Source organism: Streptococcus sp. UMB0029, from assembly GCF_002871495.1.
GTDB lineage: Bacteria > Bacillota > Bacilli > Lactobacillales > Streptococcaceae > Streptococcus.
On the sequence record NZ_PNGD01000016.1, the window covers coordinates 41,830 to 66,965 of the forward strand.

Consider the following 25,136-nt stretch of genomic DNA (forward strand, 5'->3'; position numbering starts at 1 on the left):
CTAATTGGGTTCATTGAACCCTGTATCGATTTCCCATTTTTCTACAGAAATTTTCGGAAAGCCGAATCGTCCCTTTATATCTTATGTCTAACATTCAAAATATGTCCCTGGAGGACATCATGGGAGAGCGCTTTGGTCGCTACTCCAAGTACATTATTCAAGACCGAGCTTTGCCAGATATTCGTGATGGGTTGAAGCCGGTGCAACGTCGTATTCTTTATTCTATGAATAAGGATGGCAATACCTTTGACAAGAGCTACCGTAAGTCGGCCAAGTCTGTCGGTAACATCATGGGGAATTTCCACCCACACGGTGACAGTTCTATCTATGATGCCATGGTTCGTATGTCGCAGGACTGGAAAAACCGTGAGATTCTAGTTGAAATGCATGGTAATAACGGTTCTATGGACGGTGATCCGCCTGCGGCAATGCGTTATACAGAGGCACGTTTGTCTGAGATTGCTGGCTACCTTCTTCAAGATATCGAGAAAAAGACAGTTCCTTTTGCTTGGAACTTTGACGATACCGAGAAAGAGCCGACTGTTCTGCCAGCAGCCTTTCCTAACCTTTTAGTCAATGGTTCGACTGGGATTTCGGCTGGATATGCGACAGACATTCCACCGCATAATTTGGCTGAGGTCATTGATGCTGCGGTTTACATGATTGACCATCCAACTGCTAAGGTGGATAAACTAATGGAATTCTTGCCTGGGCCAGACTTCCCTACAGGAGCAATCATTCAAGGCCGTGATGAAATCAAGAAGGCCTATGAAACTGGGAAAGGGCGTGTAGTTGTTCGTTCCAAGACTGAGATTGAAAAGCTCAAAGGTGGTAAGGAACAAATCGTTATCACCGAGATTCCTTATGAAATCAATAAAGCCAATCTAGTCAAGAAAATCGATGATGTTCGTGTCAATAACAAGGTGGCAGGTATTGCTGAGGTTCGGGACGAATCTGACCGTGATGGTCTTCGTATTGCGATTGAGCTCAAAAAAGACGCTAATACGGAGCTTGTTCTCAACTATCTATTTAAGTACACAGACCTGCAAATCAACTACAACTTTAACATGGTGGCGATTGATAATTTCACACCTCGTCAGATTGGGATCGTTCCAATCTTGTCTAGCTACATCGCCCACCGTCGTGAAGTGATTTTGGCGCGTTCCCGCTTTGACAAGGAAAAGGCTGAAAAACGTCTCCATATCGTCGAAGGTTTGATTCGTGTCATCTCTATTTTAGATGAAGTCATTGCTCTTATCCGTGCTTCTGAAAATAAGGCTGACGCTAAGGAAAACCTCAAGGTCAGCTATGATTTTACAGAAGAGCAGGCTGAGGCTATCGTAACCTTGCAACTTTACCGTTTGACCAATACGGATGTCGTTGTCTTGCAGGAGGAAGAAGCAGAACTTCGTGAAAAGATTACCATGCTTGCGGCGATTATCGGTGATGAACGTACTATGTACAATCTTATGAAGAAAGAACTTCGTGAGGTCAAGAAGAAATTTGCAACTCCGCGTTTGAGTTCTTTAGAAGACACTGCGAAAGCAATCGAGATTGATACAGCTAGTCTTATCGCTGAGGAAGATACCTATGTCAGCGTGACCAAGGCAGGTTACATCAAGCGTACCAGTCCACGTTCCTTTGCGGCTTCAACGCTAGAGGAAATTGGCAAACGTGATGACGATCGTTTGATTTTTGTTCAATCTGCCAAGACAACACAGCATCTTTTGATGTTCACAAGTCTTGGAAATGTCATCTATCGACCAATCCATGAATTGGCAGACATTCGCTGGAAGGACATCGGAGAGCATCTGAGCCAGACCATTACAAACTTTGAAACGAATGAAGAAATCCTTTATGTGGAAGTAGTGGATCAGTTTGATGATGGGACAACCTATTTTGCTGCGACTCGTCTTGGGCAAATTAAGCGTGTAGAACGAAAAGAATTCACTCCATGGAGGACCTACAAGTCTAAGTCTGTCAAGTATGCTAAGCTCAAAGACGAGACAGACCAGATTGTAGCAGTGGCTCCAATTAAACTAGATGATGTTCTCTTGATAAGTCGAAACGGTTATGCCCTGCGCTTTAACATAGAAGAGGTTCCGGTTGTGGGTGCCAAGGCTGCAGGTGTTAAGGCTATGAACCTGAAAGAAGATGATGTCCTCCAATCGGCCTTTATCTGTAATACCTCGTCCTTCTACCTTTTGACCCAGCGTGGAAGTTTGAAACGTGTTTCTATTGAGGAAATTCCAGCAACCAGCCGTGCCAAACGAGGGCTACAAGTCTTGCGTGAGTTGAAAAACAAACCACATCGAATTTTCTTGGCAGGAGCAGTTGCCGAGCAAGACTTCGTTGGTGACCTCTTTAGTACGGAAGTAGAAGAAAATGATCAAATTCTGCTTGTTCAATCCAACAAAGGAACTGTCTATGAAAGCCGATTGCAAGACTTGAATTTGTCAGAACGAACTAGCAACGGTAGCTTCATCTCTGACACGATTTCAGATGAAGAAGTTTTTGAGGCTTATTTATATAGTTATGAAATAGACAAGAAAACGATTGATTAATATCTGTGTTTTTGCTATAATAATAGCGAATTAAGTATAGTTTTTATGCTAAAGGAGTTTTGTATGATTAAAAATAAAGGGATTAGTAAGCGTAGTATTGGAGTATGTGGCGTTGCCATTGCAACATTTTTACTAGGTTCTGGACTGATTTTTCAATCAAATGTAGTAAAAGCTACAGAGTTAAGTGTGGCTGCAGTTTCTGGTGAAAACATTGCTGCTCACAAACCTGCAAGTCAGAGTTCAATTGCTTATGGAGGAGAAGCGTCTAGAGCGGTTGACGGCAATCGTGATAACGCATGGAGCCACCGTTCCGTTACCCATACAGATTTTCAAGATCATTCTTGGTGGAAAGTTGATTTAGAGAAAGAAGAATCAGTAGGAACTGTTCGTATCTACAATCGTGGAGATGGGGATGTAGCAAAGCGTTTATCTAATTTTGATGTTATTTTGTTGGATAAAGCTGGAAATGAAGTAACTCGTCAACACATCGATAGCTTAAACAATCAACCAACAATTGATGTTCAATTTTCTGGAGTTCATGCGCAATATGTTAAAATTGAACTAAATAACCCCAAAACACCTCTTAGTTTGGCAGAAGTCGAAGTGTATCGCTCTGTAAAAGAAAAGAGTGTAACAAGCAATAAATCAGAAAATAGATCAAAAACAGATTTTACTGCTGAACTCAATCACTATTTGTTTGATTTGAATTATGATAAAACAAATATTTTAACTAGACGGGGTGAGGCGATAGAAAATTACACGAATACAAGCACAAAGCAACAAGGAAATGAGTTTGTGGTTGTAGAGAAAGTGAAGAAGAGTCTTTCCAATGGTTCTTCTGATGTTGCCATTAATAGCAATGGGGATATTTACCTAGGTGCTTTGTTTAAAGTAAATCAAGACCTTCTAGAAAATAAACCACAACAAATTAGTTTAGATCGTAGCAAAGGTAGGATTAGTGTTGACTTACCAGGAATGGTAGGCGGAGATAGCTATGTAGATGCTAATCCAACTGTAAGTGGTATGCAGGAAGGTGTGAATACCTTGTTAAATCGTTGGCATGAAAAGTATGCTGCGAAAAACGCTACTCCAGCACGTATGCAATACGAATCAACTTCTGCTTATAGTATGAATCAATTGAAAGCAAAATTTGGAAGTGATTTTGAAAAAGTAGGAGCGAACTTAAAATTTGACTTTGAGGCTGTGAACAAGGGTGAGAAACAAATTGAGGTCGTCGATTTTAAACAAATTTACTATACTGCAAACTTTGATGCTCCAAAAAATCCATCAGATGTATTTGCTCCAGGAGTAACGGTTGAACAATTAAAAGCGCGTGGAATTGATGAACAAACACCTCCTGTATATGTGTCAAGTGTTTCATACGGACGTCAAATGTATGTCAAATTTGAAACAACAAGCAAGAGTACAGAGTTGAAAGCAGCTATCGATGCTGTAATTAAGGGAGTGCCTATTAAAGCTGAATCTGAATGGGCGCGTGTCTTGAAGGATACCAAGGTAACAGTATCAATCGTAGGAGGAAATGCTGATAGAGCTGGACGTGTTGTGACAGGTACAGTAGAAGATTTGAAGAGTTTGATTCAAGAAGGAGCTACTTTCAGTACACAAAACCCTGCTGTTCCAATTTCTTATAAGACTGCATTCTTGAAAGATAATCAAGTGGCCACAATTCAAAGCAATACAGACTACATTGAAACGAAAGTCACTTCATACAAAAATGGTTTCCTCAATTTACATCATAAGGGAGCCTATATCGCTCGTTACTATGTTTACTGGGATGAAGTAACTTATGACAAGGATGGCATCGAAAGCATCCGCTCACGTCAATGGGAAGATAATGGTAAAAGTAGAACAGCTGGTTTCCAAACGGAAATTCAATTTAGAGGAAATGTGCGCAATATTCGCGTGAAGATTCAAGAAAAAACAGGGCTTGTTTGGGAACCATGGCGTACAGTTTACAATCGTACAGACCTTCCTCTTGTTCAAAAACGTACAATTATTAACTCAGGTACAACAATCAGACCAAAATACGATGAAAAAGTTGAAAATAACTAATTTTTCACTTGTAAAAGGAATCAGTTCTTAGAGCTGGTTCTTTTTATTGAAAAAATTTTCTGAAAATTACAAAATATACTTGCTATTTTAGAAAAATAGTGTAGAATAAAAGAAATAAGTTTTTAGAATAAGGAGTGGAATATGACAGTAACGATTGATTGGGAAAACCTTGGTTTCTCCTATATGAAATTACCTTATCGCTATATTGCTCATTTTAAAAATGGACAATGGGATCAAGGAGAGCTTACAGAGGATGCAACTTTGCATATTTCAGAGTCTTCTCCAAGTCTTCACTATGGACAACAAGCGTTCGAAGGTTTAAAAGCCTATCGTACTAAGGATGGTGGTATTCAACTTTTCCGTCCTGATGAAAATGCTAAACGCTTGCAACGTACTTGTGACCGTCTCTTGATGCCACAAGTTCCGACAGACATGTTTGTAGAAGCTTGTAAGGCAGTTGTCCGCGCCAATGAAGAATACGTACCACCATATGGAACAGGTGGAACCCTTTATCTTCGTCCACTTTTGATTGGTGTTGGAGATATCATCGGGGTAAAACCAGCAGAGGAGTATATTTTTACTATCTTTGCTATGCCAGTTGGAAATTACTTTAAGGGTGGTTTGGTTCCAACCAACTTCTTGATTCAGGATGAATACGACCGTGCAGCGCCAAATGGTACAGGTGCGGCTAAGGTTGGTGGGAACTATGCTGCAAGTCTCTTGCCAGGGAAATTGGCCAAGTCACGTCATTTTTCAGATGTTATCTATCTAGACCCATCAACTCATACAAAGATTGAAGAAGTCGGTTCAGCTAACTTCTTTGGAATTACAGCTGATAATGAATTTGTAACACCATTGAGTCCATCTATCTTGCCATCTATTACCAAGTATTCCTTGCTTTATTTGGCAGAACATCGCTTGGGCTTAACTCCTATTGAGGGAGATGTCCCAATTGATAACCTTGACCGTTTTGTAGAGGCAGGTGCCTGTGGTACAGCAGCAGTTATTTCGCCAATTGGTGGAATTCAGCACGGTGATGATTTTCATGTGTTCTATAGTGAAACAGAAGTTGGCCCTGTGACTCGTAAACTCTATGATGAATTGACAGGTATTCAGTTTGGTGATATTGAAGCGCCAGAAGGTTGGATTGTAAAAGTAGATTAAAATAAACAAAAGGAGATTTTTGATGAAATCGAAAAAGTGGCTCTTAACAGCAGGAGTAGTCCTGAGCACGACAGCTCTTTTAGTGGCTTGTGGAAAAGCTGATAAAGAAGCAGATGCACCGACAACATTTTCATATGTCTATGCAGTAGATCCAGCATCTTTGGACTACAGTATAGCGACTCGGACATCGACGACAGACGTTATTGGAAATGTTATTGATGGTTTGATGGAAAACGACCAATACGGAAATGTTATTCCTTCCTTGGCTGAGGATTGGTCTGTGTCAAAAGATGGTTTGACTTATACCTACAAACTTCGTAAAGGAGTTAAATGGTACACTTCTGAAGGTGAAGAATATGCAGAAGTAACAGCCCATGACTTTGTGACAGGATTGAAACACGTAGCTGATGGCAAGTCAGATGGTGTCTCTCTCATCCAGAATTCAATCAAGGGATTAGATGCCTACATGACTGGTGAAACCAATGATTTCTCTACAGTTGGTGTCAAGGCCTTGGACGATTATACAGTTGAATATACCCTAAACAAACCAGAAAGTTTTTGGAATTCTAAAGTTACAACAGCAACGATGTTACCTGTAAATGAAGAATTTCTGAAGGCATCAGGTAAAGATTATGGAGCAGTTACTCCAGCGGGAATTCTCTATAATGGTCCTTATTTCTTGAAGACCTTGACTTCTAAATCGTTAATCGAATATGAGAAAAATCCAAACTACTGGGATAAAGAAAAGGTAAAAATCGAGAAGATCAAATTGACTTACTACGATGGTTCTGATCAGGAATCCTTGATTCGAAGCTTCTCTTCTGGTTCCTACACAACAGCCCGTCTCTTCCCAAGTAGCTCAAACTTTGCTTCAACTTTAGAGCAATACGGAGATAAAATCACTTATAGCCCACAGGACTCAAGTAGTTATTACTTCACCTTTAACGTAAATCGTCAGTCATACAATAAAACTGCTAAAACAAGTGAGGAGCAAAAGACTTCTACAAAAGAAGCGATGCTCAATAAGGACTTCCGTCAGGCTATCAACTTTGCCTTCAACCGCCATTCTTATGCTGCTCAGTTAAATGGTGAAGATGGGGCGGACAAGATTATTCGTAACAGTTTAGTTCCAGATAACTTCGTGCAAGCAGGTGGTAAGAACTTTGGTCAAATCGCTCAAGCAGAGTTGGTGAACTACGGTGACCAATGGAAAGGCGTTGAGCTAGTTGACGGTAAGGACTTTATCTACAACCCTGACAAGGCTAAAGCTGCTTTCGAAAAAGCTAAGAAAGACTTGGAATCTAAAGGGGTAACTTTCCCAATTCACTTAGATGTTCCAGTTGAACAAACAGATACCATCGCCGTTCAACAAAGTAACTCTTTCAAACAGTCAATCGAATCAACTCTTGGTGCTGAAAATGTTGTCATCGACGTTCTTCAAATGACAGATAATGAAAAGGAAACAATCACTTCACAAGCGCGTGTTCCTTCCCAAAAAGACTATGATTTGAATAGTACAGGATGGGCTCCAAGTTATCAAGACCCAGCATCTTATTTAACTATCATGGATCCTAAATCAGGTTCTGCTATGAAACACCTAGGTATCACTAAAGGAAAAGACAAGGATGTCGTAGCTAAGGTTGGTTTGGACCAGTATAAGAAATTATTAGATGATGCCGATTCAGAAACTACGAATCTTGAAGAGCGCTATGAAAAATATGCCAAGGCTCAAGCTTGGTTGACAGATAGTTCATTATTGATGCCAACAGCCTCATCTGGTGGTTCTCCAGTTGTAAGTAATGTCGTGCCATTCTCAAAACCATACTCACAAGTTGGTATTAAGGGTGATCCATATATCTTTAAAGGAATGAAATTGCAAAAAGATATTGTTACGACCAAAGAATATGAAGAAGCACTGAAAAAATGGCAAAAAGAAAAATTGGAATCAAACGGTAAGTACCAAAAAGAACTAGAAAAACACATTAAATAAAGCAGAAAACTCTATATCAGACACGGAATGATATAGAGTTTTTTCTTGCTAGTTTTTGGATTTTCTTGTAAAATAGAAAAAGTGAAGAGAGGTATGAAATGAGTAAGAAAGATAAGAAAATCGAAATTCAAGTAGCAGATGTCAAAGTTAATGTAGGAAAAGACAGTTTTGAAGGTTATACCTTGACCATTGGTAAAAAAGTTATCGGAGAAATTGCCGAATTAGATGGACAGTTTGCTATTATAAAGAATGGGAATGTCGACAGTTTTTATAAAAAATTAGAAAAAGCTGTGGAAATTTTGATTGAAAATTATAATTTAGCAAAATAAGTCTTGTTTTTTTGAAATTTTCATGATATAATAGTCCATGTTGATTGTAGGAGAGATAGCGAAGAGGCTAAACGCGGCGGACTGTAAATCCGCTCCTTCGGGTTCGGGGGTTCGAATCCCTCTCTCTCCATTTCATCAATGGGGTATAGCCAAGCGGTAAGGCAAGGGACTTTGACTCCCTCATGCGTTGGTTCGAATCCAGCTACCCCAGTTCTTAGGTAATGATCAAGATAAAAAGCAAAATATCTTAGGGTATTTTATTTTTATAATTGAAAGACGTGAACGATATAAACATGTCCTTGCGGGTGCTTAGGAAAAAAATTATAAGTATGTCAAGTTTAAGAAAAACTTGATTGTTGGAGGATTTTTTAGATGAACGAATTTGAAGATTTGCTAAATAGCGTTAGCCAAGTTGAGACTGGTGATGTTGTTAGTGCTGAAGTATTGACAGTTGATGCGACTCAAGCTAACGTTGCAATCTCTGGAACTGGTGTTGAAGGTGTCTTGACTCTTCGCGAATTGACAAACGATCGCGATGCAGATATCAATGACTTTGTTAAAGTAGGAGAAGTATTGGATGTTCTTGTACTTCGTCAAGTAGTTGGTAAAGATACTGATACAGTTACATACCTTGTATCTAAAAAACGCCTTGAAGCTCGCAAAGCATGGGACAAACTTGTTGGTCGCGAAGAAGAAGTTGTGACTGTTAAAGGAACTCGTGCCGTTAAAGGTGGACTTTCAGTAGAATTTGAAGGTGTTCGTGGATTCATCCCAGCTTCAATGTTGGATACTCGTTTCGTACGTAACACTGAGCGTTTTGTAGGTCAAGAATTTGACGCTAAAATCAAAGAAGTTGACGCTAAAGAAAACCGCTTCATCCTTTCACGTCGTGAAGTTGTTGAAGCAGCTACAGCAGCAGCTCGCGCTGAAGTATTCGGTAAATTGGCTGTTGGTGATGTAGTAACTGGTAAAGTTGCTCGTATCACAAGCTTCGGTGCTTTCATCGATCTTGGTGGTGTTGACGGATTGGTTCACTTGACTGAATTGTCACACGAGCGTAACGTTTCACCAAAATCAGTTGTAACTGTTGGTGAAGAAATTGAAGTAAAAATTCTTGATCTTAACGAAGAAGAAGGACGTGTATCACTTTCACTTAAAGCAACAACACCTGGACCATGGGATGGCGTTGAGCAAAAATTGGCTAAAGGTGATGTAGTAGAAGGAACAGTTAAACGTTTGACTGATTTCGGTGCATTTGTTGAAGTATTGCCAGGTATCGATGGACTTGTTCACGTATCACAAATTTCACACAAACGTATTGAAAATCCAAAAGAAGCTCTTAAAGTTGGTCAAGAAGTTCAAGTTAAAGTTCTTGAAGTTAACGCAGATGCAGAGCGCGTATCACTTTCTATCAAAGCTCTTGAAGAGCGTCCAGCTCAAGAAGAAGGACAAAAAGAAGAAAAACGTGCTCCTCGTCCACGTCGTCCAAAACGTCAAGAAAAACGTGATTTCGAACTTCCAGAAACACAAACAGGATTCTCAATGGCTGACTTGTTCGGTGATATCGAACTTTAATCAAATTGAAAATTCATAAAATCCTTTGTTTTCTAAACAAGGGATTTTTCTTTTGTCTGTAAGCCTTTTTTGATATAATAGTTCTATGTTAGAATCAGAAAAACAATCACGTTATCAAATGTTAAATGAAGAGCTCTCTTTTTTATTGGAAGGTGAAACCAATGTTTTGGCTAATCTTTCCAACGCTAGTGCTCTTCTAAAATCACGCTTTCCTAATACCGTATTTGCAGGCTTTTATTTATTCGATGGAAAGGAATTGATTTTGGGTCCTTTTCAAGGTGGTGTTTCCTGCATCCGTATTGCACTTGGGAAAGGTGTCTGTGGGGAGGCAGCTCATTTTCAGAAAACTATTCTGGTTGGTGATGTAAGAACTTATCCCAACTATATTTCTTGTGATAGTAGTGCTAAAAGTGAAATTGTTGTGCCGATGATAAAGAATGGTCAATTACTTGGGGTTCTGGATCTGGATTCTTCAGAGATTGATGATTATGATGTTATAGATCGAAATTATTTGGAACAATTTGTCGCTATTTTGCTTGAAAAGACAGAATGGGACTTTACAATGTTTGAGGAGAAAGCCTAATGTATCAAGCACTTTATCGAAAATATAGAAGTCAAAATTTCTCCCAGTTGGTTGGTCAAGAAGTTGTTGCTAAGACTCTTAAACAAGCGGTGGAGCAAGAGAAAATAAGTCATGCTTATCTTTTTTCTGGCCCTCGTGGGACGGGAAAAACCAGTGTAGCTAAAATTTTTGCTAAAGCTATGAATTGTCCCAATCAAGTGGGTGGTGAACCTTGTAATAACTGCTATATTTGTCAAGCAGTGACAGATGGTAGTTTAGAAGATGTCATTGAAATGGATGCGGCTTCTAATAATGGGGTCGATGAAATCCGTGAAATTCGTGATAAATCTACCTACGCCCCTAGCCTTGCCCGTTATAAGGTTTATATAATAGATGAGGTTCACATGTTGTCTACAGGGGCTTTTAATGCTCTCCTAAAGACGTTGGAAGAGCCAACACAGAATGTGGTCTTTATTTTAGCTACAACGGAATTGCACAAGATTCCTGCGACTATTCTATCCCGTGTGCAACGTTTTGAATTTAAATCAATTAAGACACAAGATATTAAGGAACATATCCACTATATCTTAGACAAAGAAAATATCAGTTCTGAACCAGAGGCTGTGGAAATCATTGCTAGACGGGCTGAAGGTGGAATGCGAGATGCCTTGTCTATTTTGGATCAATCGCTGAGTTTGACACAGGGAAATGAATTGACGACTGCTATCTCTGAAGAAATTACAGGAACTATTAGTCTGTCAGCCTTGGATGATTATGTGTCTGCCTTATCTCAACAGGATGTTCCCAAAGCCTTGTCTTGCTTAAATCTTCTCTTTGAGAATGGTAAGAGCATGACTCGTTTTGTGACCGATCTTTTGCACTATTTAAGAGATTTGTTAATTGTTCAAACAGGTGGAGAAAACACTCATCATAGTCCAGTCTTTGTAGAAAACTTGGCACTTCCTCAAGAAAATCTGTTTGAAATGATTCGCTTGGCGACAGTCAGTTTAGCAGATATTAAGTCTAGTTTGCAGCCCAAGATTTATGCTGAGATGATGACTATTCGATTGGCAGAGATTGAGCCTGAACCAGCTCTTTCAGGGGCGGTTGAAAATGAAATTGCTACGCTGAGACAGGAAGTTGCCCGTCTCAAACAAGAACTCGCCAATGTGGGAACTGTAGCCAAGCCAACTAGTCCAGCGCCTAGTCGTCCAGCGGCAGGCAAAACAGTCTATCGTGTAGATCGCAATAAAGTTCAATCTATCTTACAAGAGGCCGTCGAAAATCCTGATTTAGCACGTCAAAATCTGATTCGTTTACAGAATGCCTGGGGAGAGGTGATTGAAAGTCTTGGAGGTCCTGATAAGGCTCTGCTAGTTGGATCTCAACCAGTTGCGGCCAATGAACACCACGCTATTCTTGCTTTTGAGTCTAACTTCAATGCTGGTCAAACCATGAAACGGGACAATCTCAACACTATGTTTGGCAATATCCTCAGTCAAGCAGCAGGTTTTTCACCTGAGATTTTAGCTATTTCTATGGAAGAATGGAAAGAAGTTCGCGCAGCCTTTTCAGCCAAAGCCAAATCTTCTCAAACTGAAAAAGAAGCAGAAGAAAGCCTGATTCCAGAAGGATTTGAATTTTTGGCAGATAAAGTGAAGGTAGAGGAAGACTAAAGAAAGATTTCATGATACAATAAGTTTATGAATAGACAACAATTTATTATCATCGCGCTGTTTACAGCTGCTGAGACCTATTTTTTAATGAAGCCTGGATGACTGGTCGCTATATTATGGCAGCCTTTTGGGCCATTTTGCTCTTTAGAAATTTTCGAGTCAGTTACTTGATGGGGAAAATAGTAGATGTCATTGACCAGCACTTGAAAGGAAAAGACTAGTCCTCAGCTTCTAGACAAAATCAAAGCCTTTTAGGCTTTTTTTTGTTATACTATAAAAGTATATTTATTGACCTTTTACCGTGTTTTCTAGGGAAATCAAGTATGTTTCTAGTAAGTATTGTAAAGGCCTTGAAAAAGAAAGGAACTATCATGTCAGTATTAGAGATCAAAGATCTTCACGTTGAGATTGAAGGAAAAGAAATTTTAAAAGGGGTTAACCTGACCCTGAAAACAGGTGAAATAGCCGCTATCATGGGGCCAAATGGTACGGGTAAATCGACTCTCTCTGCCGCTATCATGGGAAATCCAAACTATGAAGTTACCAAAGGTGAAGTCTTGTTTGACGGCGTCAACATTCTTGAATTGGAAGTAGACGAGCGTGCGCGTATGGGACTTTTCCTTGCTATGCAATACCCATCAGAAATTCCTGGAATTACTAACGCTGAGTTTCTTCGTGCAGCCATGAATGCTGGTAAAGAAGACGATGAGAAGATTTCAGTTCGTGAGTTTATCACTAAATTGGATGAGAAGATGGAATTGCTCAACATGAAAGAAGAAATGGCTGAGCGTTACCTCAACGAAGGTTTCTCTGGTGGTGAGAAAAAACGTAATGAAATTCTTCAACTCTTGATGTTGGAACCAACATTTGCCCTTTTGGACGAGATTGACTCTGGTCTTGATATTGATGCCCTTAAAGTTGTGTCTAAAGGTGTGAATGCCATGCGTGGGGAAGGCTTTGGTGCTATGATTATCACTCACTACCAACGTCTTTTGAACTACATCACACCTGATGTGGTACACGTCATGATGGAAGGTCGTGTTGTCCTTTCTGGTGGTCCAGAATTGGCTGCGCGTTTGGAACGTGAAGGATACGCAAAACTAGCTGAAGAACTTGGCTACGACTACAAGGAAGAATTGTAATTCCCTCGTATCTTTTAGGAGAAGTAAATGACTAAAGAAAATATTAAACTTTTTTCAGAAATGCACGCTGAACCAAGCTGGTTGGCTGACCTCCGTCAAAAAGCTTTTGATAAGATTGAGAGTTTAGAATTACCAGTTATTGAGCGTGTCAAATTCCACCGTTGGAATCTGGGTGATGGAACGATTATAGAAAGTGAGCCATCAGCAAATGTTCCAGATTTCACTGCACTAGATAACCACTTGAAATTGGTTCAAGTAGGAACTCAAACTGTTTTTGAGCAAATTCCAGTTGACTTGGCTGAACAGGGTGTCGTCTTTACAGACTTCCACTCAGCTTTAGAAGAAATTCCAGAGCTTATTGAGGAATTCTTCATGTCATCTGTTAAGTATGACGATGACAAGTTGGCAGCCTACCATACAGCTTATTTCAACAGTGGTGCTGTTCTCTACATTCCTGATAATGTTGAGATTAAAGAACCAATCGAAGGAATTTTCTATCAAGACAGCGATAGTGATGTGCCGTTTAACAAGCATATTATGATTATCGCTGGTAAAAATTCTAAGATTAGTTATCTGGAACGTTTAGAGTCACGCGGTGAAGGAAGTGCCAAAGCAACTGCTAATATCACAGTAGAAGTAATTGCACGTTCTGGTGCTCAAGTGAAGTTTGCTGCGATTGACCGTCTAGGTGAAAACGTCACTGCTTACATTAGCCGTCGTGGTAAATTAGGCAACGATGCAAGCATTGACTGGGCGATTGGTGTCATGAACGAAGGAAACGTCGTTGCTGACTTTGATAGTGACCTGATTGGAAATGGTAGCCATGCTGACCTTAAAGTTGTAGCTCTTTCAAGTGGCCGTCAGGTACAAGGGATTGATACCCGAGTAACAAACTATGGTTGCAATTCTATCGGAAATATTCTCCAACATGGGGTTATTCTTGAAAAAGCAACCTTGACCTTCAATGGTATCGGTCATATCATCAAGGGTGCTAAGGGAGCAGATGCGCAACAAGAGAGCCGTGTTCTTATGCTTTCAGACCAAGCGCGTTCAGATGCCAATCCAATTCTTTTGATTGATGAAAATGACGTAACTGCAGGACACGCGGCTTCTATCGGTCAGGTGGATCCAGAAGATATGTACTACCTCATGAGCCGTGGTCTGGATAAGGCAACTGCAGAACGCTTGGTTGTTCGTGGTTTCCTTGGATCTGTTATCGTTGAGATACCAGTCAAAGAAGTTCGTGATGAAATGATTGCAACTATTGAAGAAAAATTGTCAAAACGCTAAGGGGTAGCCTATGATAGATGTAGAAGCGATTCGCAAGGATTTTCCGATTTTAGACCAGATTGTTAACGATGAACCTCTGGTCTATCTGGACAATGCTGCGACGACACAAAAACCACTAGCAGTTCTGGAGACGATTAACCGCTACTATGAGAACGACAATGCCAATGTTCATCGTGGCGTTCATACCTTGGCTGAAAGGGCGACAGCATCTTATGAAGCTGCCCGTGAAACCATTCGTAAGTTTATCAATGCAGGCTCTACAAAGGAAGTTCTCTTTACTAGAGGAACGACAACCAGTCTTAACTGGGTGGCGCGCTTTGCTGAGGAAATCCTGACTGAGGGAGACCAGGTCTTGATTTCTATCATGGAACACCATTCCAATATTATTCCTTGGCAGGAAGCCTGTCGCAAGACTGGAGCAGAGCTGGTCTATGTTTATCTCAAGGACGGTGACTTGGATATGGATGACTTGCGAGCTAAATTGACGGACAATGTCAAGTTTGTTTCGCTAGCTCATGCCTCTAATGTTCTTGGAGTGATCAATCCAATTAAGGAAATTACTCAAATGGCCCACCAAGTTGGAGCAATCATGGTGGTAGATGGTGCTCAATCTACACCCCATATGAAGATTGATGTTCAGGACTTGGATGTGGACTTCTTCGCCTTTTCAGGTCACAAGATGGCGGGTCCAACTGGTATTGGTGTCCTTTACGGCAAAGAGAAGTATCTGGAACAAATGTCACCAGTTGAATTTGGCGGTGAGATGATTGATTTCGTCTATGAGCAATCTGCTAGTTGGAAAGAATTGCCTTGGAAATTTGAGGCTGGAACGCCCAATATGGCAGGTGCTATTGGACTTGCAGCAGCAGTGGATTATCTGGAAAAGATTGGTATGGATGCCATTGAAGCTCATGAGCAGGAATTGATTTCATACGTCTATCCGAAACTGCAGGCGATTGAAGGATTGACCATTTATGGTTCGCAGAACTTGGCTCAACGTTCAGGTGTCATTGCTTTTAACCTAGGCGACCTTCATCCTCACGACCTTGCGACTGCTTTGGATTATGAAGGAGTGGCTGTTCGAGCAGGTCACCACTGTGCGCAACCCTTGCTTCAGTATTTGGAAGTTCCAGCAACAGCTCGTGCAAGTTTTTATATCTACAATACCAAGGCAGATTGCGACAAGTTGGTCGATGCCTTACAAAAGACAAAGGAGTTTTTCAATGGCACTTTCTAAACTAGATAGCCTTTATATGGCAGTGGTAGCAGACCATTCGAAAAATCCACATCACCAAGGAAAGTTAGAAGACGCTGAACAAATCAGTCTCAACAATCCAACCTGTGGGGATGTCATCAATCTCTCTGTCAAGTTTGATGCAGAGAATCGTTTGGAGGATATCGCTTTTCTAAACTCAGGCTGTACCATCTCAACTGCCTCTGCTAGTATGATGACGGACGCAGTTTTAGGAAAAACCAAACAAGAAATTTTAGAACTTGCGACTATTTTTTCTGAAATGGTTCAAGGGCAAAAAGATGACAGACAAGATAGTCTTGGAGATGCAGCCTTCTTGTCAGGTGTTGCTAAATTCCCTCAACGAATTAAGTGTGCAACCCTAGCTTGGAATGCCCTGAAGAAAACAATTGAAAATCAAGAAAATTAGTAAGACAAGTTTCTTTTGTCTTATGAATCAGTAGAAATGAAGAATGAAAGAAAGGATATTATGGCTGAAGAAAGAGTAGAACCAAAACCAATTGACCTTGGTGAATATAAATTTGGTTTCCATGATGATGTAGAGCCTGTCCTATCGACAGGAAAAGGATTGAATGAAGATGTCATTCGTGAGCTATCAGCTGCAAAGGGAGAACCTGAGTGGATGTTAGAGTTCCGTTTGAAGTCTTATGAAACCTTTAAAAAAATGCCCATGCAAACTTGGGGAGCAGATTTGTCAGAGATTGACTTTGATGACTTGATCTACTACCAAAAACCATCTGATAAACCAGCCCGTTCTTGGGATGATGTTCCTGAAAAAATTAAAGAAACCTTTGAACGTATCGGGATTCCAGAAGCTGAGCGTGCTTATCTAGCTGGTGCCTCTGCCCAGTACGAGTCAGAGGTGGTTTACCACAATATGAAGGAAGAGTTCCAAAAATTGGGGATTGTCTTTACAGATACGGATTCTGCCCTCAAGGAATACCCAGACTTGTTTAAACAATACTTCGCTAAGTTGGTACCGCCGACAGATAATAAGTTGGCTGCCCTTAACTCAGCAGTATGGTCAGGTGGAACCTTTATCTACGTACCAAAAGGGGTCAAAGTGGATATTCCACTTCAAACTTACTTCCGTATCAACAACGAGAATACTGGTCAGTTTGAACGTACCTTGATTATCGTTGATGAGGGAGCAAGTGTCCACTACGTAGAAGGATGTACAGCGCCAACTTATTCAAGTAACAGTTTGCATGCTGCCATCGTAGAAATTTTTGCCTTGGATGGTGCTTATATGCGTTATACAACCATCCAAAACTGGTCTGATAACGTCTATAACTTGGTAACCAAACGTGCTAAAGCTCAAAAGGATGCTACTGTTGAGTGGATTGATGGGAACTTGGGTGCCAAAACGACTATGAAATACCCATCTGTTTACCTTGATGGAGAAGGAGCGCGTGGTACTATGCTTTCTATTGCCTTTGCTAATGCAGGACAACACCAGGACACTGGTGCTAAGATGATTCACAACGCTCCACATACAAGCTCGTCTATCGTGTCTAAATCAATCGCTAAAGGTGGAGGAAAGGTTGACTATCGTGGACAAGTAACCTTTAACAAGAACTCTAAGAAATCTGTTTCTCACATTGAGTGTGACACCATTATCATGGATGACTTGTCAGCATCAGATACCATTCCGTTTAATGAAATTCACAACTCACAAGTCGCTTTGGAACACGAAGCTAAGGTATCTAAGATTTCAGAAGAGCAACTCTATTACCTCATGAGCCGTGGATTGTCAGAATCTGAGGCAACTGAGATGATTGTTATGGGATTTGTAGAACCATTTACAAAAGAGCTTCCAATGGAATATGCAGTTGAGCTGAACCGCTTGATCAGCTATGAAATGGAAGGATCAGTTGGGTAAAACTTGATTTTATACTCTTCGAAAATCAAATTCAAACCACGTCAACTTCGCCTTGCCGTACTCAAGTACTGTCTGCGGCTAGCTTCCTAGTTTGCTTTTTGATTTTCATTGAGTATTAGATTTACCCAAAATCAAGAACTTTGAAGATGAACTTGTAACAAAAAAAGGCTCTTTGTCAACTGTAGTGGGTTGATATAATAGTCTTAGACCTTGATTTTTCAAGGTCTTTTTTGAATTTGGTCAATTTTTGGTCAACTTTTGTTAGAAAAAATTATTGACTTAAAAACTCCCTAACACGTTTGTTTTCTGATTCTTCTTTTTCCTTGATTAAATGACCATATGTTTGAGTTATTTGTGTAATATCTTTATGTCCCATATTTGAAGCTATAACCCAGATATCGATTCCATAACCTAACATAATACTTGCGTATGTGTGCCTAATACCTGTAGCTGATAAATCGAGTGGTTTGAGTTTCAACTTCTTGAGATGTTCTCTTAAACGCTTATTCACTTCGTGATTACTTGGAACGATAGTATACAAATCGAAAAAGATATGATTTTCTTTATTTTTAATATTTGTTTGTTCAATATCTCTACTTTGAATCTCTTTTAATTGATTCAAAACATTCAATGTTTCTGAATCGACGGAGAAAACTGTGCATCCACATCCAAACAAACATCATATTTATTTGACACATCACAACAAAAAATTCTTATTCATTAGACATGGATTGTGTAAATATTTTGGTGCTGGTGTACTTGCTTACCTGCAGTAGCAGTACACCGCACCTTTATTTTTTTCTAAATGCTGTTGATATAAATGTTCTACTATTTTCTAATCTAATGAAATCATTAAATAAATAACTACTGTCTAACTGATTTAATTCTCTTTTTGTCTGTGCCAATAATTCTTCCATAATATTATAACTTTCACAATTAGCTGGAAAAGTCCATTTTGCAACAGCTTTTTGTTCATAGTAAACAACAGTTAATGATAACAGTGAACGATTCGCTTTTCTGATAATTTCCTGTTTTGAATTGCTGTAGCGAGAAGATTCTTCCAAAGTTGGCTCTACATTTATCTGCCTACAAAATCGTCTCATTTGCCACGTCGCAACATATGACTTAATGCTATTTCTGAAATAATCAAATTCAGCATTTCTAAATGCAAAATCGATATTAATTATAAATAGTAATAATATAAATGATACACTCGAAATTAAACGTAGTACTGATATAAAAACAATAAAATAAAAAAATGTTTCTAGATGTATTTGAAAAATGATAAATGTAGCCAAACGCTCTAAAATAAAAAATATAATAGAAACAAAAATTGTAAAATTAACTACATTATATTTATTAAAGTATTTCTTCATGTGATTTCTTCCTTCCTGATGTTATAAGAGGGGGTTAGAAGTGGCATAATATGCGTTCGATGTTCACTATCTGTAAACTTGACTATACCTGTACCAATACCAGGTGGGACTACAATATTATCAACATTGATGTTGGGCAATAAAAACTGACAAGTATTCGCATTTATCTCACCTAAAATAAAGATACAGTTAATTTGTTCACGTACTGCTGTATTACCGCCAAATGCAGTTGCATCAAAGCGTTGGCTACATAAAATGAGTGAGATGGAGGTCTGACGGCCGAGAAGAGCAATCGTCCCAAGTAATTGCCCAAATGATTCACGAGACTGCTTAGAGCTCCCCTGAACAAGTGCCAACAGTTCATCAATAACAATATAAATGCGTTCAAACTGAGTTTTTGGATTTGTTAATAATATTTTTTGCCGTTCATATATCTTATTAATGATTCGACCCAACAATTCATTGACCTCTGTAATAAAACTGTTTAAGTTTGAACCATGTGTTGGTGCTAATACTTCTAAACCTAATTCCTTACTTAGTAAGTAAACATCAGCGATTTTAGGGTCGACGCAAATAATTTGATTTGTGAAAGATTTTAGACAACTAATCAAATAACGTAAGAAATGAGTCTTTCCTGTACCAGATGCTCCACTCACCGCCAAACTTGTCACCGCTTTCATTGGAATATTACAAATATTGTTAGCCATAATTGGGAGAGTATTTTCTGACACGTTCTTTTTAATAAAAGATGAAAGATTATCAATCTTTAACCGAGTTGGAATCCCATCAACCCAAGGAAAGAAAAATGCACGTGCTTGATTTTCATTTTTTGTATCATAAGGAACAAAAAAAGCATTATTCTGTGGTAAGAGAGTCTTGAATGGGTAGAGTATGCCAGCACAAATTGCAAAAATATCAAAGTAAAGTTTTTTGCTTAAAGAATATGAAATCGGGAGGTTTGGGACGTAAAAAACGCCAGAATCATTGCTTGCGACCTTAATATCAAATGAATTTAAATAAGATGATTCATCATTAATATTGAGAGCGTTATTCAAATTTCTCAAAATAAATTGTTCTAATTCGAATTTGTTTTTACCAAATTCAGTAGTGTCAGAAACAACCGCTTCTGATACTTTCTGATTTTGGCTTTTATTCATTAAAAAAGCCATGCATTATTTTCCTTTCTTCTTAATATCTTTTGCCCTGAAATAAAGTTGTCCGTACTGGTTTTCAAAAGCTTCTAAATCTTCAAATTCAACAATATCTCCGATTTCGAATTTTGATAAATTTGGCTTATTTTCTGGTAAAAACTTGACCTTAAAAGGATTGTGATTATCACTTGCAACGTAAACTTGATAGCCTTGAATGTTATCTGTACGTTTCATTTTTTCTTTACCGTTGACAATTTCGCCCGATTTTTCAAATTCATATTGAATCTCAAGTTGTTTACCAACCAATTTTACAACTTCATCTGAAAGAGCTTGTTCTGCTAGGCTAGCACTGTAGCCATTTGTGCGTTTAAAAAATGCCATAATTGGCCCCCTTTGTTAAAAAGTATTTTAAAGTTTTGCTACGAGAGCAGTAACTTTATGAGTCTATTCTAGCAATAATTTTTTCGAAAATCTACAAAATGTGTATTTTAAATTTGACAAATCAACATTTACGATATATAATTTATGTGTACGATATACATTAGAAAGTGTTAAGGAATAAAAAATGACTAATTTAAAACTAAAACGATTATCTGATTTTATGGATGACATGATACAAAAGTATCAAATTGAGGAAACAAAAGATATTCAAAAAAAATTACGTATAAAATTTGTTAGAGAACTGGAAGCTATGGGCGAGTGGGAAAAAGCTAATTCTAAAACTTTTGGTAGAAATAGAACAAAGGTATTCAATTATGAAATTCTTGATAGATTAGAGAAACGGTGTGAACGATATTTAGTTAAGAAGAGCGGATTTGATTTTGATAAGTTCAAAGATTATAAAAGCAACATAGACAGTGAAAACTATTTTGAAGAACCAACAGAAGATGAACTAAAGGATATGTATGAAAAAGCTGTTTTTAGGTCATGGGCTGGGTCTATCTCAAAAGAAGAGATTCGAGATGTTATGCTAACAGCTTTATTTGAAAAATTTTTTACTCCCATTGATGTTGAACAATGGCAAAAAGATAGCGATATTTTAACCATTGTTGGTGTTAATGATGATAGAGAATCTAGTTTTGAATATTACAGGGCGAAGGAGCGTTATTCGTCTCACAATAAATCTGCATATTATAAGGAAAGAAAATAAATGAATAAAAAATAACCGCTAGGATTCTTTCTTAGCGGTTTGGTTTTTCTTTCACGGTTTTTATTAGTAATTGGAAGGCTTCTAAAAGCTGTTCTTGACTCGTTTGTGGAAGTTGAGTTAATTGGTCAGCTAATAACTCTAGATGTGGGTTTTTGGGGGTTATACGGCTTTCAAATAGCTCTGATGGTGTGATATTAAGAGCTGTGATAATCTTTTCTAGTGTATCAATCTTTATATTTGACCCCTTGGTTTCAAGGTTGGAAATATAATCTATGCCTACACCAGCTTTTTCGCTGAGATTTTGCTGACTTAAATTTTTTTCTTTACGTATGATTCGTATTCGTTGTCCGATATACTTTTGTAAGTGAATTGATTTCATAAGCTACCTCGTTTCAATACCATGATACAAGGAAGACAACTGTAAAATAACCCATATACAAACAAATTTTTGTCAAAATATTGTCTACAAACTAAAAATGTGTTAAAATAGTGCTATAAAATATATAAAATTGCATGATATACTACATATATCATGGTTTGACTTAACAGTCAAACCAATCCTATTAGCTCTTACAAGGAGAAAATGATGAAGAAACTGAAAACCCTCACAACTTCAACAGCTATTGCGCTTGCGTCTGTTGGTGGAACTGCATTTGCTCAGGAAGCAACTACTACAACAGCAGTTGATGCAACTGCTGTAAATGAACCAACTCTTGTTTCTAAACCTGTAGCTGATGCAAAACCAGAAGTGAAGAAATCTTCTGATGTCAAGCCTGCTCTTGATGCTCAAGCGTCTACTGTTAAGCAAGTTGAAGCTGAAAGCCAAACAGCAAAAGCTGAAGCTACTTCTGCTAACAAAGCTGTCACAACTACCGAAACTGCTTTGACAAGCGCTAAAGAGGACTTGAAGTCTGCGGAAGCCGTTAAAGCCAATGCTACAGAAGAAAATATCACAGCTACAAAAGCTAAACAAGATGCCAATGTACAAGCTCAAGAAGCCAATCAAAAAGCAACTGAAGCGTCTACTGAAGCGATTAAAGCTCAAACTGAAACTGTAGCAACTGAAACAGCTAACGTTGCAAGCGCAACAAGTAAGAAAGCTGAAGCGGATAAAACAGTAACCGCTAAAGAAGCGAATGTAAAATCAGCTGAAGACGCGCTAAATGGTTCAGGACTTGGTGAAGCAAAAGCCTCACTTGCCCAAGCTGAAAAAGATATTGAACAAGCAAATGCTAATATCTCAAGCGCAACAACAGCTGTCGAAACCGCTAAGAAAGCAGATAGCAACCGCGCAGAAGCCATCAAACAAGCTACAAACAATGTGAATGTCAAAAATGACGCCTTGAAACTAGCTAAAGAAATGATGGACGCAGACCAAAACAAAGTGGATTCTATCCAAGAAAAAGCAGATGCTACAGCGTCTAAAGAAAAAGAAGCCCAAACTGCCTTGGATGCAGAAAAAGCTAAATTAAATAAATCTGAAGGAATGAACATTCCAAATCCAACATTCACTATTCCATCAAACGTGTATAATGGATTTTCAGCAGATGTATTAAAATCAGCTGGTGTGTCTTCAAATGTTGTAACATTTGGACAACTATTAAAACTAGAAAAAGCTAATAAAAACAATGCAATCAAATATGATTTAGATGATTTGATTCTCACATCTGTAGCTGATATTACTAAAAAATCAAATGCTAACGTTAAATATGATAACGCTGATCAAAACCGTCCAGTTGATATTGACAATTTGACAGATGCTCAAAAACTTGAAATCTCAGAATTTTACGTCAATGGATTGAAACAAATCAGAAATGCATTTAAAGATTCATTCAACGTACAATCAGAAACAGGAACAACTAAAGAAGCTGTTACTTTAGCGTCAACACAAGCTGAAAAATATGAAAAACGTGGATTAGACCCAATGGTTCATGGTCACGTACCTAATGCTGTTGAAAACGTTGCTTCAATGCGTTCTGATATTTCAAATATGTATGAACTAAAACAAGCTGTATACAATAATCTGATGTTCACAACATATCTTGATGGAGTTTCAAATGCAGATAAACGTCACCCATGGGGACACCTTTATGCAAACCTAAACTTTGCAAAATATGTTGGTATTGATGTAGCTAATATCAATGGTCGTCATTACATGATTACAGCATTTTCAAATGAAGGAACTCCAGTTTCTAAATCAAATGAACTTGCCCAACTTGAAGCAAAACTAGCTGAAGCACAAAAACAAAACAGTCAAGCTCAAACTGCTCTTACAAATGCTAAAGCAGAATTAGCATCAGCTTCACGTAAATATGCTTCTGCACTTGAAGCTAAAACAGACGCTGAAAAAGAATTGGCAAGTAAAACAGCTAGTCCAATTCAAACAGAAGTTGCTGAAAAGAACTTGCAATTAGCAAATCTTGCTTTGAAAAATGCACAAGAACGTAAAGCAACTGCTGAAAAAGCTGTTGAAAACTTCTCAAGAAGCCAAGCAGAAAAACAAACTGCTCTTGAAACAGCTAAAGCTGAACTAGCTACAGCTAAAACGGCTCAAAAAGATGCTGAAACTGCTCTTACAAGTGCGCAAGCAAAATTACAAGCAGAAGAAAACAAGTTGACTGCACTTCAAGCGGAACAAGCAAAACTCCATGCAGAAAAAGACCAATTGGTGTCAGATGCTAAAGCAATTGCGACAGAATTGAGTGCTTATCTAAACGCAGATAAGAATCTTGCAGATGCGCAAGCAAAAGTAGCTGATTTAGAAGCAAAATTAGCACAAGCAAAATCTACTGCAAAATTGGCACAAGATAAATTGGACGCAATTACAACTAAATTGAAAGCTGAACAAGCTAAATTAGCTGAAATCCAAGAAGAGTTTGATAAGTTGCTAGACTTAGAAAACAAAGCTAAAGAAAATGTAGTCGCAACTCTACCAGATGGAACTGTTGTGGCTGTAGACTCAAATTCTAATACTTTACCTACAGAAAATACTGAAAAAAATGTTGATAAAACAAAGACAGCTTCACAATCAGGTAAAGATGTTGCTTTGGATGATAAAGAAGATGTTGTTGTGAAAGATAAAGAACAAACAAAAGATAAACAACAAACATATTCAGCTCCAGACGTGAAATCAGGTGCAGATGAAAAAGTGACATATTCACGAGTAGAACGTGCAAAATCATTACCAGATACAGGCGAGTCATCAAGTGTTGCAATGTTGGTACTAGGTGCAATTCTTGGAGTATTTGGACTCGTAACAGTACGTAGAAAGAATTAGAATAATAAAAAAATCTTCTTATTAAATAGGAAGATTTTTTGGATTCTCAAAATTAGTTTAAAAGACTACGCTATTTAAACCAATTTTGAGAATGAATATATAAGGATATCCAGAAATATAGTTGGTCAACCTTTGGTCAACTTTTGTATTTTGAATATACTTTAGATGGTGACGATGTCTTGGTATATCTGATATTCACTTACATATTCTAACTTATTTTAACTAAGATAAAACTGTAGTGGGTTGAAGAAAAGCTATGATCGAGAAAGGACAAATTTCGTCCTTTCTTTTTTGATGTTCAGAGCGATAAAAATCCGTTTTTTGAAGTTTTCAAAGTTTCGAAAACCAAAGGCATTGCGTTTGATAAGTTTGATGAGATTATTCGTCGCTTCCAATTTTGCGTTGGAATAGGGTAACTGAAGGGCATTGACGATTTTCTCTTTGTCCTTGAAAAAGGTTTTAAAGACAGTCTGAAAAAGAGGATGAACCAGCTTAAGATTGTCCTTAATGAGTCCGAAAAATTTGTCAGCTTCCTTATTCTGAAAGTGAAAAAGTAAGAGCTGATAGAGATTATAGTGGTGTTTTAAGTCTTCTGAATAGCTAAAAATCTTGTCTAGAATCTCTTTATTTGTTAAGTGCATACGAAAAGTAGGGCGATAAAAACGTTTCTCACTGAGTTTCCG

The 25,136-nt window shown here is 38.4% G+C and carries 21 protein-coding genes, 2 tRNA genes and 1 pseudogene; 18 read left to right on the forward strand and 6 right to left on the reverse strand.

Translation table 11 applies throughout. From position 1 onward, the window contains the following. Positions 1–83 precede the first annotated feature (83 nt). From parC to sufB, 16 genes and pseudogenes are all read left to right on the forward strand, one after another. Positions 84–2,564, forward strand: a complete 2,481-nt coding sequence (parC, locus tag CJ239_RS10415; RefSeq protein ID WP_102211512.1) for a DNA topoisomerase IV subunit A — start codon at positions 84–86, stop codon at positions 2,562–2,564. Between the two features lie 63 nt (positions 2,565–2,627). After that, entirely contained in the window at positions 2,628–4,637 is a 2,010-nt protein-coding gene (locus CJ239_RS10420; RefSeq protein WP_374703785.1) for a thiol-activated cytolysin family protein, read from the forward strand. Positions 4,638–4,778: 141 nt separating this feature from the next. Further along, on the forward strand, positions 4,779–5,801 hold the full coding sequence (locus tag CJ239_RS10425) for a branched-chain amino acid aminotransferase (RefSeq protein WP_042901130.1): 1,023 nt from the start codon (positions 4,779–4,781) through the stop codon (positions 5,799–5,801). A gap of 22 nt (positions 5,802–5,823) precedes the next feature. Next, entirely contained in the window at positions 5,824–7,791 is a 1,968-nt protein-coding gene (locus tag CJ239_RS10430) for a peptide ABC transporter substrate-binding protein (RefSeq protein ID WP_102211514.1), read from the forward strand. A 98-nt stretch (positions 7,792–7,889) separates the two neighbouring features. Continuing rightward, positions 7,890–8,120, forward strand: coding sequence for a DUF2969 domain-containing protein (locus CJ239_RS10435; RefSeq protein WP_102211515.1), 231 nt, complete (start codon positions 7,890–7,892; stop codon positions 8,118–8,120). 49 nt (positions 8,121–8,169) lie between these two features. After that, positions 8,170–8,250: transfer RNA gene (locus CJ239_RS10440), tRNA-Tyr, on the forward strand. 9 nt (positions 8,251–8,259) lie between these two features. Continuing rightward, positions 8,260–8,331, forward strand: a tRNA-Gln gene (locus tag CJ239_RS10445). A 161-nt stretch (positions 8,332–8,492) separates the two neighbouring features. After that, positions 8,493–9,695: a 30S ribosomal protein S1 gene (gene rpsA, locus CJ239_RS10450; RefSeq protein WP_001001632.1), complete on the forward strand. Its 1,203-nt coding sequence runs from the start codon at positions 8,493–8,495 to the stop codon at positions 9,693–9,695. Positions 9,696–9,780: 85 nt separating this feature from the next. Then, entirely contained in the window at positions 9,781–10,278 is a 498-nt protein-coding gene (locus tag CJ239_RS10455; protein WP_102211516.1) for a GAF domain-containing protein, read from the forward strand. After that, positions 10,278–11,933 (forward strand): DNA polymerase III subunit gamma/tau, encoded by a 1,656-nt coding sequence (gene dnaX, locus CJ239_RS10460; protein ID WP_102211517.1) that lies wholly within the window; start codon positions 10,278–10,280, stop codon positions 11,931–11,933. Before CJ239_RS10455 ends, dnaX begins: the two co-directional genes overlap by 1 nt. 27 nt (positions 11,934–11,960) lie before the next feature. Further along, positions 11,961–12,154: pseudogene (locus tag CJ239_RS10465) on the forward strand (DUF3272 domain-containing protein). Positions 12,155–12,304: 150 nt separating this feature from the next. Next, positions 12,305–13,075, forward strand: coding sequence for a Fe-S cluster assembly ATPase SufC (gene sufC / locus CJ239_RS10470; RefSeq protein ID WP_000114489.1), 771 nt, complete (start codon positions 12,305–12,307; stop codon positions 13,073–13,075). Between the two features lie 27 nt (positions 13,076–13,102). After that, positions 13,103–14,365 (forward strand): Fe-S cluster assembly protein SufD, encoded by a 1,263-nt coding sequence (gene sufD, locus CJ239_RS10475; protein ID WP_102211518.1) that lies wholly within the window; start codon positions 13,103–13,105, stop codon positions 14,363–14,365. Positions 14,366–14,375: 10 nt separating this feature from the next. After that, positions 14,376–15,602, forward strand: coding sequence for a cysteine desulfurase (locus CJ239_RS10480; protein ID WP_102211519.1), 1,227 nt, complete (start codon positions 14,376–14,378; stop codon positions 15,600–15,602). Further along, on the forward strand, positions 15,589–16,026 hold the full coding sequence (gene sufU / locus CJ239_RS10485; RefSeq protein WP_061864082.1) for a Fe-S cluster assembly sulfur transfer protein SufU: 438 nt from the start codon (positions 15,589–15,591) through the stop codon (positions 16,024–16,026). Before CJ239_RS10480 ends, sufU begins: the two co-directional genes overlap by 14 nt. A gap of 60 nt (positions 16,027–16,086) precedes the next feature. After that, positions 16,087–17,499, forward strand: a complete 1,413-nt coding sequence (gene sufB / locus CJ239_RS10490; RefSeq protein ID WP_042901122.1) for a Fe-S cluster assembly protein SufB — start codon at positions 16,087–16,089, stop codon at positions 17,497–17,499. 271 nt (positions 17,500–17,770) lie between these two features. On the opposite strand, the gene CJ239_RS10495 is transcribed toward sufB, so the two are convergent. The 4 genes from CJ239_RS10495 to CJ239_RS10510 all read right to left on the reverse strand — a co-directional run bounded on the left by CJ239_RS10495 (position 17,771) and on the right by CJ239_RS10510 (position 20,407). After that, entirely contained in the window at positions 17,771–18,121 is a 351-nt protein-coding gene (locus tag CJ239_RS10495; protein WP_257994542.1) for a tyrosine-type recombinase/integrase, read from the reverse strand. A gap of 169 nt (positions 18,122–18,290) precedes the next feature. Then, positions 18,291–18,875: a hypothetical protein gene (locus CJ239_RS10500; protein WP_102211520.1), complete on the reverse strand. Its 585-nt coding sequence runs from the start codon at positions 18,873–18,875 to the stop codon at positions 18,291–18,293. Further along, on the reverse strand, positions 18,872–20,044 hold the full coding sequence (locus CJ239_RS10505) for a cell division protein FtsK (RefSeq protein ID WP_102211521.1): 1,173 nt from the start codon (positions 20,042–20,044) through the stop codon (positions 18,872–18,874). Before CJ239_RS10505 ends, CJ239_RS10500 begins: the two co-directional genes overlap by 4 nt. Positions 20,045–20,047: 3 nt before the next feature. Then, positions 20,048–20,407: a hypothetical protein gene (locus CJ239_RS10510; protein WP_102211522.1), complete on the reverse strand. Its 360-nt coding sequence runs from the start codon at positions 20,405–20,407 to the stop codon at positions 20,048–20,050. Between the two features lie 184 nt (positions 20,408–20,591). On the opposite strand from CJ239_RS10510, the gene CJ239_RS10515 reads away from it, so the two are divergent. Beyond that, on the forward strand, positions 20,592–21,176 hold the full coding sequence (locus CJ239_RS10515; protein ID WP_102211523.1) for a hypothetical protein: 585 nt from the start codon (positions 20,592–20,594) through the stop codon (positions 21,174–21,176). Positions 21,177–21,207: 31 nt separating this feature from the next. Here the strand turns inward: CJ239_RS10515 and CJ239_RS10520 are convergent, their stop codons facing one another. Continuing rightward, positions 21,208–21,555: a helix-turn-helix domain-containing protein gene (locus CJ239_RS10520; RefSeq protein WP_000835676.1), complete on the reverse strand. Its 348-nt coding sequence runs from the start codon at positions 21,553–21,555 to the stop codon at positions 21,208–21,210. A gap of 207 nt (positions 21,556–21,762) precedes the next feature. Between CJ239_RS10520 and CJ239_RS10525 the strand changes: the two genes are divergently transcribed. Next, complete coding sequence (locus tag CJ239_RS10525) at positions 21,763–24,453, forward strand: SEC10/PgrA surface exclusion domain-containing protein (protein WP_180958271.1); 2,691 nt, start codon at positions 21,763–21,765, stop codon at positions 24,451–24,453. Between the two features lie 254 nt (positions 24,454–24,707). Here CJ239_RS10525 and CJ239_RS10530 read toward each other — a convergent pair. Beyond that, the coding region (locus CJ239_RS10530; RefSeq protein ID WP_142367009.1) for a transposase at positions 24,708–25,136 on the reverse strand (429 nt) is incomplete at its 5' end.

Bases quoted from the DNA above. Each gene is read 5' to 3' on its own strand.
- parC (WP_102211512.1), top strand. From the start codon at position 84: ATGTCTAACATTCAAAATATGTCCCTGGAGGACATCATGGGAGAGCGC.
- CJ239_RS10420 (WP_374703785.1), top strand. From the start codon at position 2,628: ATGATTAAAAATAAAGGGATTAGTAAGCGTAGTATTGGAGTATGTGGC.
- CJ239_RS10425 (WP_042901130.1), top strand. From the start codon at position 4,779: ATGACAGTAACGATTGATTGGGAAAACCTTGGTTTCTCCTATATGAAA.
- CJ239_RS10430 (WP_102211514.1), top strand. From the start codon at position 5,824: ATGAAATCGAAAAAGTGGCTCTTAACAGCAGGAGTAGTCCTGAGCACG.
- CJ239_RS10435 (WP_102211515.1), top strand. From the start codon at position 7,890: ATGAGTAAGAAAGATAAGAAAATCGAAATTCAAGTAGCAGATGTCAAA.
- rpsA (WP_001001632.1), top strand. From the start codon at position 8,493: ATGAACGAATTTGAAGATTTGCTAAATAGCGTTAGCCAAGTTGAGACT.
- CJ239_RS10455 (WP_102211516.1), top strand. From the start codon at position 9,781: ATGTTAGAATCAGAAAAACAATCACGTTATCAAATGTTAAATGAAGAG.
- dnaX (WP_102211517.1), top strand. From the start codon at position 10,278: ATGTATCAAGCACTTTATCGAAAATATAGAAGTCAAAATTTCTCCCAG.
- sufC (WP_000114489.1), top strand. From the start codon at position 12,305: ATGTCAGTATTAGAGATCAAAGATCTTCACGTTGAGATTGAAGGAAAA.
- sufD (WP_102211518.1), top strand. From the start codon at position 13,103: ATGACTAAAGAAAATATTAAACTTTTTTCAGAAATGCACGCTGAACCA.
- CJ239_RS10480 (WP_102211519.1), top strand. From the start codon at position 14,376: ATGATAGATGTAGAAGCGATTCGCAAGGATTTTCCGATTTTAGACCAG.
- sufU (WP_061864082.1), top strand. From the start codon at position 15,589: ATGGCACTTTCTAAACTAGATAGCCTTTATATGGCAGTGGTAGCAGAC.
- sufB (WP_042901122.1), top strand. From the start codon at position 16,087: ATGGCTGAAGAAAGAGTAGAACCAAAACCAATTGACCTTGGTGAATAT.
- CJ239_RS10500 (WP_102211520.1), bottom strand. From the start codon at position 18,875: ATGAAGAAATACTTTAATAAATATAATGTAGTTAATTTTACAATTTTT.
- CJ239_RS10505 (WP_102211521.1), bottom strand. From the start codon at position 20,044: ATGGCTTTTTTAATGAATAAAAGCCAAAATCAGAAAGTATCAGAAGCG.
- CJ239_RS10510 (WP_102211522.1), bottom strand. From the start codon at position 20,407: ATGGCATTTTTTAAACGCACAAATGGCTACAGTGCTAGCCTAGCAGAA.
- CJ239_RS10515 (WP_102211523.1), top strand. From the start codon at position 20,592: ATGACTAATTTAAAACTAAAACGATTATCTGATTTTATGGATGACATG.
- CJ239_RS10520 (WP_000835676.1), bottom strand. From the start codon at position 21,555: ATGAAATCAATTCACTTACAAAAGTATATCGGACAACGAATACGAATC.
- CJ239_RS10525 (WP_180958271.1), top strand. From the start codon at position 21,763: ATGAAGAAACTGAAAACCCTCACAACTTCAACAGCTATTGCGCTTGCG.